Origin of the sequence: Mycolicibacterium sediminis (assembly GCF_010731735.1) — a bacterium.
GTDB lineage: Bacteria > Actinomycetota > Actinomycetes > Mycobacteriales > Mycobacteriaceae > Mycobacterium > Mycobacterium sediminis.
The window spans coordinates 3,916,477-3,934,756 of sequence record NZ_AP022588.1; the positions used below are offsets into that span (position 1 = coordinate 3,916,477).

Genomic DNA, 18,280 nt, shown 5'->3' on the forward strand with positions numbered 1-18,280 from the left:
CGTGCGTGCCACCTACGGTGCAGACCCGTGCAGCAGTCCGACCACCATGTCGGTGGGCATCACGTCGCCGAACGTGGTGTACACCGCGCACAGGGCGGCGTTGTGGTCGACGTCGGTGTCGGCGGCGTTGGCGTCGGTCACCAGGATGACGCGGTAGTTCAGCATCATGCCGTCGCGGGAGGTCGACTCACAGCACACGTCGGTCAGGCAGCCGGTGATGATCAGGGTGTCGATCCCGCGCTCGCGCAGATACGCGTCGAGCCCGCTGGAGCCCTGCACCAGTGCCGAGAACTTCGTCTTCTCGATGATCGGATCGCCGTCGAGGACGTCGAGTTCCGACCAGATGTGATGTCCCCGAGAACCTCTGGTGAGGGCCGTTCGCCGTGTGGCGCCTAGTTCGGGCGTGCACAGCTCGTAGAACGCCGACCAGTCCACCGGCTCGTCGTCGTCGTAGGTCATCTTGATCCAGATCACCGTGGCGCCGGCCGAACGTACGGCACGGGCCAGCCGGTTGACGTTCGGGACGATCTCCGGGGCCGTCGCGATGTTCACGAACCCGACGCCGGGGAGCATGAACGCGTTCTGCATGTCGATCACGATCAACGCCGTCTTCGCGGGATCGAGGTCGGTGAAGACGTGCTCGGCGCCGCGCTTGGCGATCACCCGATCGATGACCCACTGCGGAATGTCTATGGCGTGCACTGGTCTCCAGGGGTTCGGTCGGGAAAGTCGGCGGCGGTCGGTTCGATCGGTTCGCCGTGGGCGGTGCGCTCGGTGGCCGTCCGCCAGGCCGCGCGGTGGCGCATCAGTTCGTCGTGGGGCACCAGTCCGCTCATGGTGAGCAGGCCTTCGAGAGCGCCCAGCCAGTGCCGGTAGTCGACCCCGCCGCTGCGGTCGTCCTCGAGCTGCGCGGTGAGGGCGGCCGTCCACTGCGCGGCCGAGATGACTCCGGTGTCGCGCAGGATGCGCACCATGGCGAAGGTGCGGGCCTCCCACGGCTCGGCGAAGACGGCGGAGTCGGACACGTCAGGCCTGGTCCAGATAGGGCTCGAACGCGTTCACGGCCACCGTGGTGTCGGGCTCCGCATCCTCGCCCCAGAGTTCGGTGCCCTCGAACGACACGGTGTAGAGCCACTGCGGTTGCTCACCGTCACCACGAACGACGCTGTCGGGGAACACGTTCGGACGGTGCACGTCCTGGACGACGCCGACGTGACCGCGCACGTACCGCGGTAGCCTGGTGTGCCCGCGAGGGTGGAGGTTGCGCGCGCGGACGCGGTCTCCCGTCGCGAACCGTGGGGTCGAGGTCGCGGGCCGCACGTAGGTGCCCCGCGTGAGCACACGCCCGACGTCGTCCACGGTGAACGTCGTGCCCTGGCCCAACACCGCCGCACGCTCCGTCAGCAGGCGTTCCAGTTTGGCCAACCAGAGTTCGTAGTAGGTACTCGTCACGTACGTCAGCGGTGGCAACGACTCGATCGCGAAGCGGCCGACGTCGATGTTCCACACCCCACGCGCGCCCATCGCCGTGTTCAGGGCGTAGACGCGTCCTTCCCAATCCTGGTGGAAGACGGGCTCATCGGGTTCGACGTGTACCGCGCCGAACCCGTCCATGCCGCCGAGGTCGTGTACGCCGTCCATCAGGACACCGTGGGCAGTGCGGTGCCGATCATGGCGTCGCGACCGACGATCTGCGCGAGGCGTTCCTCGGACCAGCCGTCGGTGCCGGCCGGCCGCATCGGCAGAACCAGATAGCGGACCTCCGCCGTGGAGTCCCACACGCGCACCGTCGTCTCCGGCCCGAGTTCGACGCCCAACTCGGCCAGCACGGCGCGCGGCTCGCGCACGGCCCGAGAGCGGTAGGCGGGCGACTTGTACCAGACGGGCGGCAAGCCGAGTACGTCCCACGGATAGCAGGAGCAGAGCGTGCACACCACCAGGTTGTGCACGGCTTCGGTGTTCTCGACGACGATCAACTGGTCACCGACGCGTCCGGTGTGGGTGAACGGTGCCACCGCCGAAGCGGCGTCCGCGAGCAGCGCCCGTCGGTATCCGGGGTCGCTCCACGCCCGTGCCACGGCGCGTGCCCCGATGTGCGGCCCGATCGTGGTCTCGTGCGCCTCGACCAGCCGGTCGAGCGCTTCGGCCTCGACGTATCCGGCGGCGACGAGCGACGATTCGAGCGCCCGGACGCGGATGTCGACGTCGGACGACGAGGCGTCATCATGATCGGTCGACATGGTGGCACCCTAGGGCGCTGCGGTCACGCACGGGTGAAAACCCCGGGTTCAGCTTCTGACGTAGTGGATGGGGCAGGGATAGGCCGCGCGTGCCACCCCGCCGATCTGGGCGGCCACCGGTGCGGGATGCCCGGTCCAGCCCGAGGTCACGTCGTAGCGGCCCAGCAGTCGCGTCATCGCCGTGGTCATCGCCGACAGCGAGAACGGTCGTGCCGGGCAGGAGTGCCTGCCGTGACCGAAGGCGGTCACCAGCATCGGCGACGCGAGCGCGTCGGCCTCGGCCAGGCGGTGGCGGTGCCACCGGGCGGGATCCCACCGGTCCAGGCCCGGCGCGACGGAGGTGTTGAGCAGCGGCAGCAGCGTCGAGATCGTCCACCCGGCGGGCACGTCGACCACCACGTCGCCTGCATCGAACGTCACCGGTTCGAGCACCACCCGCGACATGATCGAGCGCTGCGCCATCCGGGTGCTCTCCAGCGCGCAGCTCCGGGCCCATTCGGCATCGCCCGCCGCGACGCGTGCGGCGTCGTCGGGGTGCTCGACGAGGTCGACCAGCGCCCAGCCCAGCGCAGCCATCAGGTTCGACATCGACGCGACGTGGATCAGCGCGACGTCCAGCGCGATGCCGCGGAGCCGGACGTCGTCGGGCTCGCCGGCCCAGGCGGCCACGATGCGTCCGAACAGCGACTCGGGCTGGACGCTCGAACGACGTTCGCGCAGAACGCCTTCGATCACGTCGACGACGTCGTCGAGGGCGGCGCGCTCGACGGCCTTCCCCGAGTCGGCGATCGCCGCCATGGCGTCCGGGTGTACGAAGGCGTCCGACCCGTCGAGCGCGTCGAACGCCACCACGAGCCGCTCGAGGGAACCGGGGTCCGCAGCGGCCGGGCCCGCCCATGACGCCAGCCCCATCCGGTGGCCGAGGCGGCGGGTCAGCGCGAACACGTCCACCGTCCCCGCGTCGCCCAGTTCGGCGAACGTGGCGTCGAGCGCGGCGTCGAGGTTGTCGAGGTAGGACGTCACGTCGTCGCGACGAAAGAGCGAACCCGGCAGCGTGCGGCGGCCCGCGAAGATCTCGTCAGGCAGCTTGCGGCGGAGCATCAGGTAGTCGGCGACGCCCTTGCTCGCGACCTCCTCGGGCAGCGCGTAGAACGACTCGACGCCGGTGGGGGAGAACGTGAACAGGTAGTGCTGCCCGCCGCTGTCGACGACGAAGGTGTCGCCGTGCCGCTCCCGGGCCGCGGCGATGGCCGCGACGCCGTCGGTGACCGCGACGTCCCACGGCAGGCCGACGCCCTCGGCCACCGGCACCCGGTCGTTCACAGACCGGTGGACCTCCGCACCGCGCTCAGTGCGCCACGCACGGCGTTCTCGGTCGCCGCCCAGGGGGCGACCACGGATTCGCCGAGCCCGACGATGCGCTCGACACGGTCCACGATGTGCTCGAGGCGCTCCACCACCGCGATGAGCCGGGGCGCCAGTTCGTCGATGCGGGTGATGGTGTCGTTGAACCGGGCCAGCGTCTCGTCGAGACCACTGGTGGTCTTGTCGAGGCCGGTGAGCGTGTCACCGAGGTCGGTGAGCAACGCGTCGACCTGCTCGACCGTGGCGTCCGCGTTGAGCGCGGCCTGCGTCAGAGTCTTGATGCGTTGCCGACCGCTGACCGGCCGACTGCGGCCGTCTCCCTTGTCTGCCATGCCGCTCAGTATGCGACGAGCTACAGGCGGGACGCGGCGGCTTCGTCGAGGAGCCACACGGTGGCCTCGCGGCCGACCGCGCCCGCTGCGGGCACGTCCTCGGGGCTCGCGCCCCCGATCGCGGAGGCGACGGCCTCGGCCTTCTCGTCACCGGACACCACCAGCCACACCTCGCGCGACAGCGTGACCGCGGGGAAGGTCATCGTGATCCGCAGCGGCGGCGGCTTGGGGGAGTCGGTCACGCCGACGACGAAGCGCTCGGCCTCCCGGGTCGCCTCGGTGTGCGGGAACAGCGAGTTGACGTGCCCCTCGCCGCCCATGCCGAGCAGGTGCACGTCGAACCGGGGCGCGGCGAGGCCCTCCTCGGCATGCGCTTTGAGCACCTGCTCGTAGGCCAGCGCGGCGGCGTAGATGTCGTCGCCGTACTCGCCGCCGCTCGGCGCCATCGCGTGCACGTTGGCCGCCGGGATGTCGACGCCGTCGAGCAGCGCCTCGCGGGCCTGCTTCTCGTTGCGCTCGTCGTCGTCGACCGGGACGAACCGCTCGTCGCCCCAGTAGACGTGGACCCTCGCCCAGTCGATCTCCCCGGACCGCTCGGCCACGCGTTTGAGCAGCTTGCCACCGGTGCCGCCGCCGGTCAGGGAGACGTGCGCGACGTCGCGCGCGTCGATCGCGGCGGTGATGGCGCCCACCAGGCGGTCGCCTGCCGCGGCGACCAGCGCGTCGGTGTCGGCGTACTTCTCGATCACGGTCTCAGACATAGGTCACCTCGGCCATCCCCAGGAGGGCGGCTTGATAGATCTCGTCGGCGTCGAGGCGGCGCATGTCCTCGGCCAGGCACTCGCGGGTCTCCCTGCGCGCCAACGGAACCAGGGAGTCGGGCTTGCCGGTCCGGGTCAGGGAGGCGGTGATGCCCTCCTGCGGCCGGCTCAGCGTGATGGTCTCGCTCGCCCGGACCAGTTCGACCTTCAGGTCACCGACGCCCCGGGTCACCGGTCCGTCGACGTTGCTGGCCAGCCAGCCGGCCAGGATGTCCAGCGCGGGTTCGTCCTTGAGGCCCGAGACGTGCGCCGACTCGACCTTCTCGAAGGGCCCCTGATCCAGGGTCGAGGTCAGCAGCGCCCGCCAGTACGTGATCCGGCTCCACGCGAGATCGGTGTCGCCCGGCGTGTAGCCGGCGAGGCGGCCCTTGATGGCGGCCAGCGGATCCTCCGCGTTCGTGGCGTCGGTGATGCGGCGCAAGGCCAACTGCCCCAGCGGATCCTGCGAGGGCACGGCGGGGGCGACGTCCGGCCACCACGTCACCACCGGGGTGTCTGGCAGCAGGAACGGCATGACGACGCTGCTGGCGTGGTTGGCCAGCGGGCCGGACAGGCGGAGCACGACGACCTCGTTCGCGCCGGCGTCGCTGCCCACCCGCAGCTGGGCGTCGAGCCTCGCGTCGGTCGCGAGCCGGTCGCCCGGGCTCACCACGATCACGCGGCACGGGTGTTCCCGGCTGGCGGCGTTGGCGGCCTCGATCGACTCCTCCAGCACCGCTTCGGTGTCCGGGGCGATGACGAGGGTGAGCACGCGACCCAGCGTGATCGCGCCGCCCTCTTCGCGCAGTGCCTGGATCTTCTTGTTGATGGCGCCGGTATCGGTGTCCGGCAGGTCGACTATCACGGTCTCCTCCAGGCCCGGCCGGTGCGGTTCATCATCTCGAACGCGGAATCCGGGCCCCAGCCGCCGGACTCGTACGGGTCGGGCTTGCCGTGTGAGGCCCAGTACTCCAGCGCGGGATCGAGGATCTTCCAGGCCAATTCGACCTCCGCGTTGACCGGGAACAGCGAGGGCTCACCGAGCAGCACGTCGAGGATCAGCCGCTCGTAGGCCTCGGGCGACTCCTCGGCGAACGCCGATCCGTAGGAGAAGTCCATGCTGACGTCGCGGACCTCCATGGCGTTGCCCGGCACCTTGGAACCGAAGCGCAGCGTGATGCCCTCGTCGGGCTGGACGCGGATGACGAGGGCGTTCTGGCCGAGTTCCTCGGTCATCGTCGCGTCGAAGGGCAGGTGCGGCGCACGCTTGAAGATCAGCGCGATCTCGGTGACCCTGCGTCCCAGACGCTTTCCCGTGCGCAGGTAGAACGGGACGCCCGCCCACCGGCGGGTGTCGACGTCGACGGTGATCGCGGCGAACGTCTCGGTGGTGGAGGTCGTGGAGAAGCCCTCCTCCTCGAGCAGTCCGACCACCCGCTCACCGCCCTGCCAGCCGGCCGTGTACTGGCCGCGAGAGGTGGTCTCGTCCAACGGTTCCGCCAGCGTGCTGGCCGAGAGCACCTTGATCTTCTCGGCCTGCAACTCGCTGGGGGAGAAGCTGACGGGCTCCTCCATCGCGGTCAGCGCCAACAACTGCAGCAGGTGGTTCTGGATGACGTCGCGGGCGGCGCCCACCCCGTCGTAGTAGCCGCCGCGACCACCCAGGCCGATGTCCTCGGCCATCGTGATCTGGACGCTGTCGACGTAGTGCGAGTTCCAGACCGGCTCGAACAACTCGTTGGCGAAGCGCAGGGCGAGGATGTTCTGCACCGTCTCCTTGCCGAGGTAGTGGTCGATGCGGAACACCGACGCCTCGGGGAAGACGCCGTTGACGACGCCGTTGAGCGCCTCTGCACTCTTCAGGTCGTGGCCGAACGGCTTCTCGATGACGACGCGCGACCAGCAGCCCTCGGGCTTGTCGGCCAGTCCGGACTTCGACAGCTGCTCGCACACCACCGGGAACGCGTTCGGCGGGATCGACAGGTAGAACGCATGATTGCCGCCCGTACCGCGTTCCTGGTCGAGTTTGTCCAGGGTGGCCTTGAGCCGCTCGAACGACGACTCGTCGTCGAACGTCCCCTGCACGAAGCGGATGCCCTCGGCCAACCGGTCCCAGACCTCTTGCCGGAACGGCGTTCTCGCGTGCTGCTTCACCGCGTCGTAGACGACCTTGCCGAAGTCCTCGTCGGCCCAGTCCCGGCGTGCGAACCCGATCAGCGCGAACGACGGCGGCAGCAGCCCGCGGTTCGCCAGGTCGTAGATCGCCGGCATGAGCTTCTTGCGTGCGAGGTCACCCGTCACGCCGAAGATCACGACGGCGCAGGGCCCCGCGATGCGCGGCATCCGCTTGTCGCGCTTGTCCCGAAGCGGGTTGACCCAGTCGGCCGGACGGCTCGCGCAGTCGCTCATCGCGGGCTCTTCGCGCAGGCGCTCATCGACGGTTAGGACTTCTTCTCGTCGAGCTGCTGCTTGGTGGCTTCCATCAGTTCGCTCCACGACTTGTCGAACTTCTCGACGCCCTCGTTCTCGAGCACCAGGAACACGTCGGTGAGGTCGATGCCCACGGACTCGAGCCCGTCGAACACCTTCTGCGCCTCGTCCGCGGTGCCGCTGACGGTGTCGCCCTTGATCTCGCCGTGGTCGGCGACGGCCTCGAGCGTCTTCTCGGGCATCGTGTTCACGGTGTCGGGCGCGACCAGTTCGGTGACGTAGAGCGTGTCGGAGTAGTCCTCGTTCTTCACCCCGGTGGACGCCCACAGCACGCGCTGCACCCGGGCGCCGTCACCCTTGAGGACGCCGAAGCGCTGACCGCTCTCGAACACCTTCTGGTAGGCGGCGTAGGCCAGGCGAGAGTTGGCGACGCCGGCCTTCCCGCGTAGCGCGAGCGCCTCGTCCGAGCCGATCGCCTCGAGCCGCTTGTCGATCTCGCTGTCCACGCGGGACACGAAGAACGATGCGACGGAATGGATCTTGGACAGGTCGTGGCCGGCTTCCTTCGCCTTCTCCAGCCCCGCGAGGTAGGCGTCCATGACGGCCTCGTGCCGCTCGACCGAGAAGATCAGCGTGACGTTGACCGAGATGCCCTCGGCGATCACCGCGGTGATCGCCGGCAGGCCCTCCTCCATCGCGGGGATCTTGATGAGCAGGTTGGGCCGGTCGACGATCTTCCACAGTTCGATCGCCTGGGCGATCGTCTTGTCGGCGTCGCGGGCCAGACGGGGATCCACCTCGATGGACACCCGGCCGTCTACGCCGCCGGACGCCTCGTAGGTCTTGGCGAAGACGTCGCACGCGTTGCGCACGTCGTCGGTGGTGACGGTGCGGATGGTGGCGTCGACGTCGGCGCCCCGCTCCGCGAGTTCGGCGATCTGCGCGTCGTAGGCGTCACCCTTGGACAGGGCGGCCTGGAAGATCGACGGGTTCGTGGTGACGCCGACGACGCTGCGCGTGTCGACGAGTTCCTGCAGGTTGCCCGACTCCAGTCGCTCACGCGACAGGTCGTCGAGCCATACGGATACTCCTGCGGCACTCAGCGCCGCGAGGTTCGGGTTCTGAGTCATGCGTCTTGCCTCAATCCGTTGATTAGTTGTCGATGGATCGTTCCGCCGCGGCCACCACTGCTTCAGGGGTGAAACCGAACTCGCGGAACAGCGTCTTGTCGTCTGCGGACTCGCCGAAGTGCTCGAGCGAGACGATTTCGCCGGTGTCGCCGACGAGCTTGTACCAGCTCTGCGCGACGGCCGCCTCGACGGCGACGCGAGCCGACACCTGCGGCGGGAGCACGCTGTCGCGGTACTCCTTGGGCTGGCTCTCGAACCACTCCACGCACGGCATCGACACCACGTAGGCGACGATGTCCTTCTCCGCCAACTGCTTCCGCGCCTCCACGGCGAGCTGCAGTTCCGACCCCGTGGCGATGATGATGACGTCCGCGTCGTCGGCCGGCGTGCCGCCGCCGAGGACGTACCCGCCCTTGGAGACGCCGTCGAAGTCGGTGCCCTCGAGCACCGGGACGGGCTGGCGGGTCAGGATCAGGCCCACCGGGCCGCTGCCGTTGCCGCGGGCGACGATGCTGCGCCACGCGTAGGCGGTCTCGTTGGGGTCACCCGGACGCACCACCGACAGGTTCGGGATGGCGCGCAGCGCGGCGAGGTGCTCGACCGGCTGGTGGGTGGGTCCGTCCTCGCCGAGCCCGATCGAGTCGTGCGTCCAGACGTAGATGGTGTCGATGTCCATCAGCGACGCCAGTCGCACCGCGGGCCGCATGTAGTCCGAGAACTGCAGGAACGTGCCGCCGAAGGCCCGGGTGGGTCCGTGCAGCACGATGCCCGACAGGATCGAGCCCATGGCGTGCTCGCGGATGCCGAAGTGCAGCACGCGGCCGTACCAGTCGGCCGTGAAGTCCTCCGTGGAGATCGACGGCGGACCGAACGACTTCACGTCCTTGATCGTGGTGTTGTTGCTGCCCGCGAGATCGGCCGAGCCGCCCCACAGCTCGGGCAGCTTCGGCGCCACGTCGTTGAGCACCTGTCCGAACGCGGCCCGGGTGGCGACCGGCTTGTCGCCCGGCGCCCACGTCGTGACGTCGGCGTCCCAGCCGTCGGGCAGTTCCTCGGCCGTCAGGCGATCGAGGAGCTTCTTGCGCTCGGGTTCGCGCTCGGCCCAGGCGTCGAACTCCGGCTGCCACTTCTCGTGGGCTTCGCGGCCACGGTCGACCAGCTTGCGGGTGTGCTCGATGACCTCGTCGCGCACCTCGAAGGTCTTCTCGGGATCGAAGCCGAGCACCTTCTTGGTGGCGGCCACCTCGTCGTCGCCGAGCGCGGAGCCGTGCACGCCACCGGTGTTCATCTTGGTGGGTGCGGGATACCCGATGATGGTGCGCACCGCGATGAACGACGGCTTGTCGGTGACCTTCTTGGCCTCCGCGATGGCGGCCTCGATGCCGGTGACGTTCTCGCCGCCCTCGACCTCCTGGACGTGCCAGCCGTACGCGCGGTAGCGGGCGGCGACGTCCTCGGACAGCGCGATGTTGGTGTCGTGCTCGATCGAGATCTGGTTCTTGTCGTAGAACACGATCAGGTTGCCGAGCTGCTGCGTGCCCGCGAGCGACGACGCCTCGCTGGTGACGCCCTCCTCCATGTCACCGTCGGAGGCGATGACGTAGATGAAGTGATCGAACGGGCTGGTGCCCGGAGCGGCGTCGGGGTCGAACAGACCGCGCTCGAAGCGCGCCGCCATCGCCATGCCGACCGCCGAGGCGAGACCCTGGCCGAGCGGGCCCGTCGTGATCTCGACGCCCTTGGTGTGCCGGAACTCCGGGTGGCCCGGGGTCTTCGACTTGTAGGTGCGCAGCGCCTCGATGTCGGACAGTTCGAGCCCGAAGCCGCCGAGGTAGAGCTGGATGTACAGCGTGAGGCTGCTGTGGCCACACGACAGGATGAACCTGTCGCGGCCCAGCCAGTGCACGTCGCTGGGGTCGTGCCGCAGCTGTCGTTGGAACAGCGTGTACGCCAGTGGCGCGAGACTCATCGCGGTGCCCGGATGGCCATTGCCGACCTTCTGCACGGCATCCGCGGCCAGTACGCGCACGGTGTCCACGGCGACGGAGTCGATGTCCGTCCAGTCGTCGGGATGATGGGGTTGGGTGAGTGCGGAAATTTCTTCCACGGTGGTCACGAACTCACTCCTCCAGGTAGGCAAGCCAGTCCCCACCACCCTAGTGCGCTCGGTCCCCGCGTCGCAGTCCGCGTGTGACATCCGCGACCGGAGGCGGTGTCGAGGCGGTGAACGGACCCTGGATTGCCGTCCCGGCACCGAAGCGGTCTACCATCGTCTGTAGTAGAAGCTGCGCGCCGCTGCCACGAAGAATGAGGAGTCAACTGCGTGAGCATTCGCGAGCGCGTAGCGCCCGGACGGATCCGCACGACCCTGTTGGCCTACGTCGGTCTGACGAAGCCCCGGGTCATCGAACTGCTGCTCGTCACGGCCATCCCCGCGATGCTGCTTGCCGAGCGTGGCACGGTGAACCCGCTGCTCATCCTGAACACCCTGATCGGCGGGATGCTCGCCGCCGCCGGTGCGAACACCTTGAACTGCGTGGCCGACGCCGACATCGACAAGGTCATGAAGCGCACCGCGTTGCGGCCCCTGGCCCGCGCCACCGTCCCGACCCGCAACGCCCTGATCTTCGGTCTGGTCCTGTCCGTCGGATCGTTCTTCTGGCTCTGGACCACGACCAACCTGCTGTCCGGCGTGTTGGCGATCGTGACGATCCTGTTCTACGTCTTCGTCTACACGCTCCTGCTGAAGCGGCGTACCTCGCAGAACGTCGTGTGGGGCGGGGCCGCGGGCTGCATGCCCGTGATGATCGGCTGGTCGGCCGTCACCGGGACCGTGCAGTGGCCCGCGCTGGTGATGTTCGCCATCATCTTCTTCTGGACGCCGCCGCACACCTGGGCGCTGGCGATGCGCTACAAGGACGACTACAAGGCCGCAGGCGTGCCGATGCTGCCGACCGTGGCCACCGAACTCCAGGTCACCAAGCAGATCCTGATCTACACGTGGCTGACGGTGTTCGCGACGCTGGGGCTGGCGCTGGCCACCGGCTGGCTGTACGCCGCGGTGGCGCTGCTGGCGGGCGTCTGGTTCCTGGTGATGGCGCATCAGCTCTACAGCGGGGTCAAGCGCGGTGAGCCCGTCAAGCCGCTGCGACTGTTCCTGCAGTCCAACAACTACCTCGCCGTCGTGTTCTGCGCGCTGGCCGTGGATTCGGCGCTCGCCCTGCCGACGCTGCTGCACCTGTAGCCGCTAGCTCGAGTCCCACCCCGCGCGTCGGCCCTGCTTGGTCTGACCGCGGCGCTTCTTCTCCGCGATCCTGCGCTCCTTCGATCCCCGGGTGGGCCGCGTCGCCCGCCGCGTCGGGGGCGGGGCGGCAGCGGCGTCACGCAGCAGCCGCGCCATGCGCTCGCGCGCCGCGGCCCTGTTCTGCAGCTGCGCGCGGTGCTCGCTCGCCGTCACGGTCAGTACCCCACCGGTCAGCCGGTTCCGCAGCGCGCACAGCATGCGGTGGCGCAGGTGGTGCGGGATCGACGGCGAGCCGGCCACGTCGAAGGACAGTTCCACCCGGCTGTCGGTGGTGTTGACGCCCTGCCCGCCTGGTCCCGAGGACCTCGAGAAGCGTTCGTGCAGCTCGGACGCCGGCACGGCCAGCGTCCGGCTCACGATCAGGTCGGCGGGCATTGCGTCACGGCACCAGCACCACGGAGCCGACGGTCTTGCGGCCCTGCAGGTCCGCGTGCGCCCGTGCGGCCTCCGCCAGCGGGTACTGCTCGCTGACCGTCACGTCGAGCGTCCCGGTGGCGATCGCATCGAGGAGTTCGCCCGCGCGCCAGGAGAACTCGTCGGCGGTGTAGGTGTAGTGCGCCAGCGTGGGCCGGGTCAGGAAGATCGATCCCGCGGCGTTCAGCCGCTGCGGGTCGAACGGCGGGACCGGACCGCTGGCCGCGCCGAACAGCGCGAGCGTGCCCCGGATCGCGAGGCTGGCGAGGCTCGCCTCGAAAGTCGAGGCGCCGACGCCGTCGTAGACCGCCGCGACCCCGACGCCACCGGTCAGTTCGCGGACCCTGGCGCCGAACTCGGCCGGATCGTCCGGGTAGTCCAGCACCTCGATGGCCCCCGCCTGGCGGGACAGGTCCGCCTTCTCCGGCGTCGACACCGTGGTGATGACCTTGACCGCCATGCTGGTGGCCCACTGGGTGAGGATCAGCCCCACGCCGCCCGCGCCCGCGTGCACCAGCACCACGTCGCCCTGCTGGACGGGGTAGACGGACTTGATCAGGTAGTGCGCCGTCATGCCCTTGAGCAGCGCCGACGCCGCGACCTCGGCGGGCACGGCGTCGGGCACGTAGGCGACGAAATCGGCGGCGGCCAGGCAGTACTCGGCGTAGGCGCCGACGGCCTGCGCGGTGACGACGCGGTCGCCCACGGACAGCGCCGCGACGTCCTCGCCGACCTCGGCGACGGTGCCGCACACCTCGGTGCCCACGACGAAGGGCAGTTCGCGCGGATACTGGCCCGACCGGAAGTAGGTGTCGATGAAGTTGACGCCGATCGCGTCGGCCTTGATCAGGACCTGACCCGGCCCGGGGGAGGGCGTGGGCTGCTCGACGTAGGAGAGGACTTCTGGCCCGCCGGTTTCGGCGACTTCGATGGCGTACATGACACCTATCATGCAGGCGTGAAACTCGCTCGGCCGGACCTACGGCATCCCTCGATCGTCCTTGCAGGTTGCAGCGCTCTGATCGAGGGTGACGGCGACGACGCCGGCCTCGTCGGCGCGCTCCGGGCGCGCGGTCTGCACGCCCGCTGGCTGGCGTGGGACGACCCCGATACCGAAACCGCCGACCTGGTGATCCTGCGGGCGACGTGGGACTACACCGAGCGGCTGAGCGACTTCCTGGCCTGGACGAGGCGGGTGCCCAACCTGCTCAACCCACCCGACGTGGTGGCGTGGAACAGCGACAAGCGGTACCTCGTCGACCTGGCCGCCGCGGGAGTGCCCACGGTGCCCAGCCGATTCTTCGCACCGGGGGAGACCGTCGAGGTGCCGGCCGGCGAGGTCGTGGTCAAGCCCGCCGTGGGCGCCGGCTCGGTCGGCGCTCAGCGCTTCGACGACGAGGCATCGGCCCGCGAGCACGCCGCCGGCCTGCACGCCGCGGGACGCACGGTGCTGGTGCAGCCCTACGATCCGCGCATCGAGGCCGGCGAGACGGCGCTGGTGTTCCTCGGCGGTGAGCAGTCCCACGCCTTCACGAAGGGCCCGCTGCTACCGGCTCCCGGCAGCGCCGCGGCATTGGACGAGTCCGGGACCTTCGCCGAGGAGGCGCTGACGCCTGCCGATCCCGACTTCGAACTGTGGGACGTCGGGTATGCCGCGTTGCGCGCGGCGGCCGACCGTCTCGGGGGCTCGGCGTCGGACTTCCTGTACGCGCGGGTCGACGTGATCGGGGATCGGACCGACCCACACCTGCTGGAACTCGAACTGGTTGAGCCGTCCCTGGGGTGGCGACAGCTCGACGACGAGGACCGTGGGCTACGGCAGCGAGAGTTCGCGCTCGCCGTCGAGTCGGCTCTCGACCGGTTGGGGCTTGGTCCGCTGTCGCATCGACGCCCATAGGGCCGCCGTCGCGGCGGTGCAGATCGCCGCGCCGGCCACGTGGACGGCGACCAGGACGGCGGGCACGCCGGCGAAGAACTGCACCGTCCCGACCATGCCCTGCAGGCAGACGAGGACGACCAGCACGACGAGGCGGATCGTCACCTGGCGCGGTGCCTTCACGGCCAGCAGCGCGAAGCCGAGACCGATCAGCAGACACAGGTAAGCGGTGACCAGGGCCGAGTGCCGGTATACCAGGGTGACGATGTCGAGGCCCAGACGGGGCACCGGTGCGTCGACGCTCTTGTCGCCCGCGTGCGGGCCGGCACCGGTCACCATCGTGCCGGCGATCAGCACCATCGACAGCGCCACTCCGCTGAGCATCGTCAACTGCCGCAGGGGCTTCGGGACGAGGCGCTCTGGCACGCCGTCGTCGGGCTCGCCGATCTTGGCGTACAGGAGCACCGCGAGCCACACCATGAGCATGGACACCAGCAGGTGGATGGCGACGGTCCACCAGAGCAGCCCGGTCAGGACGGTGATGCCGCCGATGACGGCCTGCAGGACTGTCGACGCGGGCATCAGCCAGGCGTAGACGAGCACCTCGCGACGGCGCCGCGCGCGTACCACCGCGAGGACCGCCAGGGCCGCGGTGAGGACGACGAGGAACGTGAGCAGCCGGTTGCCGAACTCGACGGCCTGGTGAATGCCGGGCACCTCGGCGTGGGGGACGGGGACGAAGCTGCCCGGAAAGCACTGCGGCCAGGTCGGGCACCCGAGGCCGGAGGCGGTGACGCGCACGATCGAACCGGTCACGGCGATGCCGCCCTGGGTGATCACGACGGCGAGGGCGATCAGGCGCTGCACCCGCAGGCTGGGCAGCGGCAGCACGTCGACGCACCTTCTGAACACGCGTCCGACGAGCACGCTTCGATGGTAGAGGAGATCTAACTACAGGCTGTAGTAGGGGGCGTCACTCGCACTGCCGCGGCGTCAGGTGAAGCGGAACCAGCGCAGCGCGCATAGCGCCGCAACCACGCCCCACGCCAGCAGCACCGCCACGTCGACCCACGAGACGGACTGGGCGAGTGCCTGCGCCAGCGCCTCGGTGAGCGCGCCCGACGGCGTGAGGCGGGCGACCCAGCTCAGCCCGCTGGAGACGATGCCGCCCTCCAGCGTCAGTGCGCCGAGGCCCGCGAAGACGAACCACAGCAGGTTAGCGAGGGCGAGGACGATCTCGGCACGCAGCGTGCCGCCCAGCAGGAGTCCCAGCGAGGCGAACGCGGCGGTGCCCAGTGCGATGACGACCCCGCCCAGGGCCAGCCCCGCCAGCGCCGGCCGCCACCCGAGCGCAAAGCCTATGGCGCCCAACAGCATCGACTGCAGGAACACCACCGTCACCACCGCCAGCGACTTGCCCGCGATGATGCCCCACACGGGCAGCGCGGTGGCGCCGAGCCGCTTCAATGCGCCGTAGCGCCGGTCGAAGGCCACCGCGATCGCCTGCCCGGTGAACGCGGTGGAGATGATCGCCAGCGCCATGATCGCGGGGACGAACGTCGCCGCCCGGTTCGGCCCGAAGTCGCCGAACGGCAGCAGGCTGAGGCCGATCAGCAGCGTGATCGGGATGAACATGGTCAGCAGCAACTGCTCGCCGTTGCGCAGCAGGAGCTTCAGTTCGAGCCCGAACTGGGCGACGAGCATCGACGGCACCGTCGCGGGCCGAGGGTCGGGGGCGAACGTCCCGGGTTCGAAGCGGTTCGTCACGAACGCAGCTCCCGCCCGGTGAGGTCGAGGAACACGTCCTCGAGGCTCCGCTGCTCCACCCGCATACCGGTGGCGAGGACGTCGAGGCGTGCGCACCACCCGGTCACCGTCGCGAGCACCTGCGGATCGACGTGACCCTCGACGAGGTACTCGCCGGGCGTCACCTCCACCGCCCGATAGTCCTCGGGCAGGGCGGTGATCAGCAGCGAGAGGTCGAGTTTCGGCGGCGCCGAGAACCGCAGCTGGTTCTCCGCGCCGCGCTGCATGAGTTCTGCGGGTGTGCCGGTCGCGACCGCGGCGCCATGGTCGATGATCGTCAACCGGTCGGCGAGCTGCTCGGCCTCGGTGAGCTGGTGGGTCGTCAGCACGATGGTGACGCCGTCACGGCGGAGCCCGTCGATGAGGTCCCACACCACGATTCGCGCGTGCGCATCCATTCCGGCGGTCGGCTCGTCGAGGAACACCAGTTCGGGTCGGCCGACGACGGCGCACGCGAGCGCCAGGCGCTGCTGCTGCCCGCCGGACAGCCGCCGGTACGTGGTACGCGCCGCCTCGGTCAGCCCCAGCACGTTCATCAGCCAGTCGGGGTCGAGGGGGTTCGCGGAGTAGGCGGCCACCAGGCGCAGCATCTCGCCGGCCCGCGCCGCGGGGTAGCCGCCGCCGCCCTGCAGCATGACGCCCATCCGCTCGCGCAGTCGCGCGTTGTCGGCCACCGGATCGAGGCCGAGGATCTCGACGCTGCCGGAGTCGGGCTTGAGGAAGCCCTCGCACATCTCGATGGTCGTGGTCTTGCCCGCGCCGTTGGGTCCGAGCAGGGCAAAGACCTCGGATTGATGGACCTCGAGGTCGAGTCCGTCGACCGCGACGTTCGATCCGTACCGCTTCGACACACCGCGCAGGAGCACGGGAGTCGCGGAACCGGAGGTCACGGAGATTCAGCGTAGGCGTCCGGTCGGGTGACCGGTGGTGGGGGAGGTTCGTCGGCCGTCGCCGCCGACTCTGGCGCGGGACGCCACGGCAGCCGGCGGTACGTGATCACGATCAGCAGCGCGACGATGAGTGCGCTGGCCAGCGTCGCGTCGATGATCTGGAACAGCGCGAACCGGTCGCCGTTGGCCGTGGGCCCGAAGATGCCCACCACCAGCGACAACACGATCGTCGTCCCGCGGAATCCGGGGCGCGTCGCCCACGTCGCGAGCGGGATGATGGCCCACAGCAGGTACCACGGCTGGACCACGGGGAACAGCAGGACGGTGGCGCCGAGTGCGACGCCGAGGCCACCGACCGGGTTGAGCCGGCCGCGCAGGACCGCCAGCAGCAGCCACGTGACCAGGATTGCGATGATCGTCACACCGATGGCGCGGGTCAGTCCCAGGACCGCGGTCGTGTGGTCGCCGAGTCCGAGCAGGATGCCCACCTGACCGGTGCCCAGCGCGACGAGCGTCGGCGGCGACATCCACGACCGCACCACGTTCGCGGTGCCGAGGGTGAACAGCCAGCCGAAGCCGAGCCCGCTGACCCACCCGACGACCGCCATGACGGCCACCGACACGGCGGCCAGGGAGAAGCCGGCGACGAGGAACGCCTTGACGGTGCCACCCCAGCGGCACGCCAGCGCCATCGCGACGAACCCGACCGCCAGCAGTGACGGCAGCTTGACCTGCGACGACAGCGCGATCAGCACGGTGCCGATCAGCAGCATCGCCATCGGCGTCCAGCGGACCCACTCCGCGCGCGACCGTGGCAGGTGCAGCGGGCGCGGGATGAGAGGCCCGGCGGCGTCGATCCCGCGCAGCGCGAACTCGGTGCCCGCGAGCATCAGGCCGAGCATCAGCGCCTCGTTGTGGATGCCCGCCACCAGGTGCATGAACAGCAGTGGGTTGCACGGGCCGAGCCACAGCGCGCTGACCTCGGCGACGCCGCAGCGCAACGCCAGCCGGGGCGTCGCCCACACGATGAGCCCGACGCCGAACAGCACCACCAGCCGGTGCAGCAGTACGGCTTCCACGATGTTGTCGCCGGTGATCTCCGAGATGCCGCGTCCGATCCACAGGAACAGCGGGCCGTAGGGCGCGGGCGTGTCCCGCCAGAGGCTGGGTACCGACAGCGTGAAGACGTGGTCGAGGCCGAGACCGGGGGCGGGCCCCACGACGTACGGGTCGAGCCCGTTGCGGGCGATCTGGCTCTGCGCCAGATAGGAGTAGACGTCCTTGCTGTACATCGGCGGCGCGATCAGCAGCGGCAGCGCCCATAGGATCACCGTGCGGTCGAGCTGCGCGCGCGACATCCGGCGCGGTCCGAGGGCGAAGCGGCCGAGCATCAGCCACGCCAGCGCCATGATGACCGCGCCCGTCGTGGTCATCGTCAGGGACACCGTCGCAATGCGCGAGGGCAGGTTCAGCAGACGGACGCCGAACGTCGGATCCTGCACGACGGGCCGTGCGCCTGCGCCCAGTGCACCGATCGCCATCAGGACCGTGCCGGTGGCGCCAAATACCCGGGTACGCCGCATCGAGGCGACCTCGGAGGCGATCAGCGGCGACCCGACGGTGACCTCGTCGGCGTGCCACCTGGCGACGGCCGAACTCAGCTGCTGCAGGCGGGCGGCCATCAGAGCACAAT

General features: G+C 69.7%; 19 protein-coding genes. 2 read left to right on the forward strand and 17 right to left on the reverse strand.

Annotated features, from left to right (window positions below):
- Positions 1–12: 12 nt before the first annotated feature.
- Genes G6N64_RS18800 through tkt form a run of 11 tightly spaced genes read right to left on the reverse strand, consistent with a single transcriptional unit; the run spans position 13 to position 10,413 of the window.
- On the reverse strand, positions 13–702 hold the full coding sequence (locus G6N64_RS18800; RefSeq protein WP_163798661.1) for a cysteine hydrolase family protein: 690 nt from the start codon (positions 700–702) through the stop codon (positions 13–15).
- The gene (locus G6N64_RS18805) at positions 690–1,025 is read right to left on the reverse strand and encodes an SH3-like domain-containing protein (RefSeq protein ID WP_163798663.1); all 336 of its coding nucleotides are present in this window, start codon (positions 1,023–1,025) and stop codon (positions 690–692) included. Before G6N64_RS18805 ends, G6N64_RS18800 begins: the two co-directional genes overlap by 13 nt.
- A 1-nt stretch (position 1,026) precedes the next feature.
- A complete protein-coding gene (gene nthB, locus G6N64_RS18810; protein WP_163798665.1) occupies positions 1,027–1,641 on the reverse strand; it encodes a nitrile hydratase subunit beta in 615 nt (204 codons plus the stop codon).
- A complete protein-coding gene (gene nthA / locus G6N64_RS18815) occupies positions 1,641–2,240 on the reverse strand; it encodes a nitrile hydratase subunit alpha (RefSeq protein ID WP_163798667.1) in 600 nt (199 codons plus the stop codon). Before nthA ends, nthB begins: the two co-directional genes overlap by 1 nt.
- Before the next feature lie 48 nt (positions 2,241–2,288).
- Positions 2,289–3,563: a cytochrome P450 family protein gene (locus tag G6N64_RS18820; RefSeq protein ID WP_163798669.1), complete on the reverse strand. Its 1,275-nt coding sequence runs from the start codon at positions 3,561–3,563 to the stop codon at positions 2,289–2,291.
- Positions 3,560–3,937: an ATPase gene (locus tag G6N64_RS18825; RefSeq protein ID WP_163798671.1), complete on the reverse strand. Its 378-nt coding sequence runs from the start codon at positions 3,935–3,937 to the stop codon at positions 3,560–3,562. Before G6N64_RS18825 ends, G6N64_RS18820 begins: the two co-directional genes overlap by 4 nt.
- 20 nt (positions 3,938–3,957) lie before the next feature.
- Positions 3,958–4,698, reverse strand: coding sequence for a 6-phosphogluconolactonase (pgl, locus tag G6N64_RS18830; protein ID WP_163798673.1), 741 nt, complete (start codon positions 4,696–4,698; stop codon positions 3,958–3,960).
- The gene (opcA, locus tag G6N64_RS18835) at positions 4,691–5,602 is read right to left on the reverse strand and encodes a glucose-6-phosphate dehydrogenase assembly protein OpcA (RefSeq protein ID WP_163798675.1); all 912 of its coding nucleotides are present in this window, start codon (positions 5,600–5,602) and stop codon (positions 4,691–4,693) included. The genes pgl and opcA overlap by 8 nt, the downstream gene beginning before the upstream one ends.
- Entirely contained in the window at positions 5,599–7,146 is a 1,548-nt protein-coding gene (zwf, locus tag G6N64_RS18840) for a glucose-6-phosphate dehydrogenase (protein WP_163798677.1), read from the reverse strand. The genes opcA and zwf overlap by 4 nt, the downstream gene beginning before the upstream one ends.
- A gap of 32 nt (positions 7,147–7,178) precedes the next feature.
- Entirely contained in the window at positions 7,179–8,297 is a 1,119-nt protein-coding gene (gene tal / locus G6N64_RS18845; RefSeq protein ID WP_163798679.1) for a transaldolase, read from the reverse strand.
- A 22-nt stretch (positions 8,298–8,319) separates the two neighbouring features.
- Positions 8,320–10,413: a transketolase gene (gene tkt, locus G6N64_RS18850; RefSeq protein WP_163798681.1), complete on the reverse strand. Its 2,094-nt coding sequence runs from the start codon at positions 10,411–10,413 to the stop codon at positions 8,320–8,322.
- A 207-nt stretch (positions 10,414–10,620) separates the two neighbouring features.
- On the opposite strand from tkt, the gene G6N64_RS18855 reads away from it, so the two are divergent.
- Positions 10,621–11,541: a heme o synthase gene (locus G6N64_RS18855; protein ID WP_163798683.1), complete on the forward strand. Its 921-nt coding sequence runs from the start codon at positions 10,621–10,623 to the stop codon at positions 11,539–11,541.
- Between the two features lie 3 nt (positions 11,542–11,544).
- Here G6N64_RS18855 and arfB read toward each other — a convergent pair whose 3' ends face one another.
- Both arfB and G6N64_RS18865 read right to left on the reverse strand, forming a co-directional pair.
- Positions 11,545–11,976 (reverse strand): alternative ribosome rescue aminoacyl-tRNA hydrolase ArfB, encoded by a 432-nt coding sequence (arfB, locus tag G6N64_RS18860; RefSeq protein ID WP_163798685.1) that lies wholly within the window; start codon positions 11,974–11,976, stop codon positions 11,545–11,547.
- A 4-nt stretch (positions 11,977–11,980) separates the two neighbouring features.
- Positions 11,981–12,955, reverse strand: coding sequence for a quinone oxidoreductase family protein (locus G6N64_RS18865; protein ID WP_163798687.1), 975 nt, complete (start codon positions 12,953–12,955; stop codon positions 11,981–11,983).
- A gap of 18 nt (positions 12,956–12,973) precedes the next feature.
- Here G6N64_RS18865 and G6N64_RS18870 point away from each other — a divergent pair, with 18 nt between their 5' ends.
- Positions 12,974–13,912: an ATP-grasp domain-containing protein gene (locus G6N64_RS18870; protein WP_163798689.1), complete on the forward strand. Its 939-nt coding sequence runs from the start codon at positions 12,974–12,976 to the stop codon at positions 13,910–13,912.
- Here the strand turns inward: G6N64_RS18870 and G6N64_RS18875 are convergent.
- The 4 genes from G6N64_RS18875 to mptB form a co-directional block, all read right to left on the reverse strand.
- Positions 13,829–14,818: a COX15/CtaA family protein gene (locus G6N64_RS18875; protein WP_163798691.1), complete on the reverse strand. Its 990-nt coding sequence runs from the start codon at positions 14,816–14,818 to the stop codon at positions 13,829–13,831. The genes G6N64_RS18870 and G6N64_RS18875 overlap by 84 nt on opposite strands.
- A gap of 66 nt (positions 14,819–14,884) precedes the next feature.
- The gene (locus G6N64_RS18880) at positions 14,885–15,658 is read right to left on the reverse strand and encodes an ABC transporter permease (RefSeq protein ID WP_163798693.1); all 774 of its coding nucleotides are present in this window, start codon (positions 15,656–15,658) and stop codon (positions 14,885–14,887) included.
- Entirely contained in the window at positions 15,655–16,587 is a 933-nt protein-coding gene (locus tag G6N64_RS18885; protein WP_163798695.1) for an ABC transporter ATP-binding protein, read from the reverse strand. The genes G6N64_RS18880 and G6N64_RS18885 overlap by 4 nt, the downstream gene beginning before the upstream one ends.
- Complete coding sequence (mptB, locus tag G6N64_RS18890; protein ID WP_163798697.1) at positions 16,584–18,269, reverse strand: polyprenol phosphomannose-dependent alpha 1,6 mannosyltransferase MptB; 1,686 nt, start codon at positions 18,267–18,269, stop codon at positions 16,584–16,586. The genes G6N64_RS18885 and mptB overlap by 4 nt, the downstream gene beginning before the upstream one ends.
- Positions 18,270–18,280: the final 11 nt, after the last annotated feature.

Coding starts and splice junctions, on each gene's coding strand:
- nthB (WP_163798665.1), bottom strand. CDS start 1,641: ATGGACGGCGTACACGACCTCGGCGGCATGGACGGGTTCGGCGCGGTA.
- nthA (WP_163798667.1), bottom strand. CDS start 2,240: ATGTCGACCGATCATGATGACGCCTCGTCGTCCGACGTCGACATCCGC.
- G6N64_RS18825 (WP_163798671.1), bottom strand. CDS start 3,937: ATGGCAGACAAGGGAGACGGCCGCAGTCGGCCGGTCAGCGGTCGGCAA.
- pgl (WP_163798673.1), bottom strand. CDS start 4,698: ATGTCTGAGACCGTGATCGAGAAGTACGCCGACACCGACGCGCTGGTC.
- zwf (WP_163798677.1), bottom strand. CDS start 7,146: ATGAGCGACTGCGCGAGCCGTCCGGCCGACTGGGTCAACCCGCTTCGG.
- tal (WP_163798679.1), bottom strand. CDS start 8,297: ATGACTCAGAACCCGAACCTCGCGGCGCTGAGTGCCGCAGGAGTATCC.
- arfB (WP_163798685.1), bottom strand. CDS start 11,976: ATGCCCGCCGACCTGATCGTGAGCCGGACGCTGGCCGTGCCGGCGTCC.
- G6N64_RS18865 (WP_163798687.1), bottom strand. CDS start 12,955: ATGTACGCCATCGAAGTCGCCGAAACCGGCGGGCCAGAAGTCCTCTCC.
- mptB (WP_163798697.1), bottom strand. CDS start 18,269: ATGGCCGCCCGCCTGCAGCAGCTGAGTTCGGCCGTCGCCAGGTGGCAC.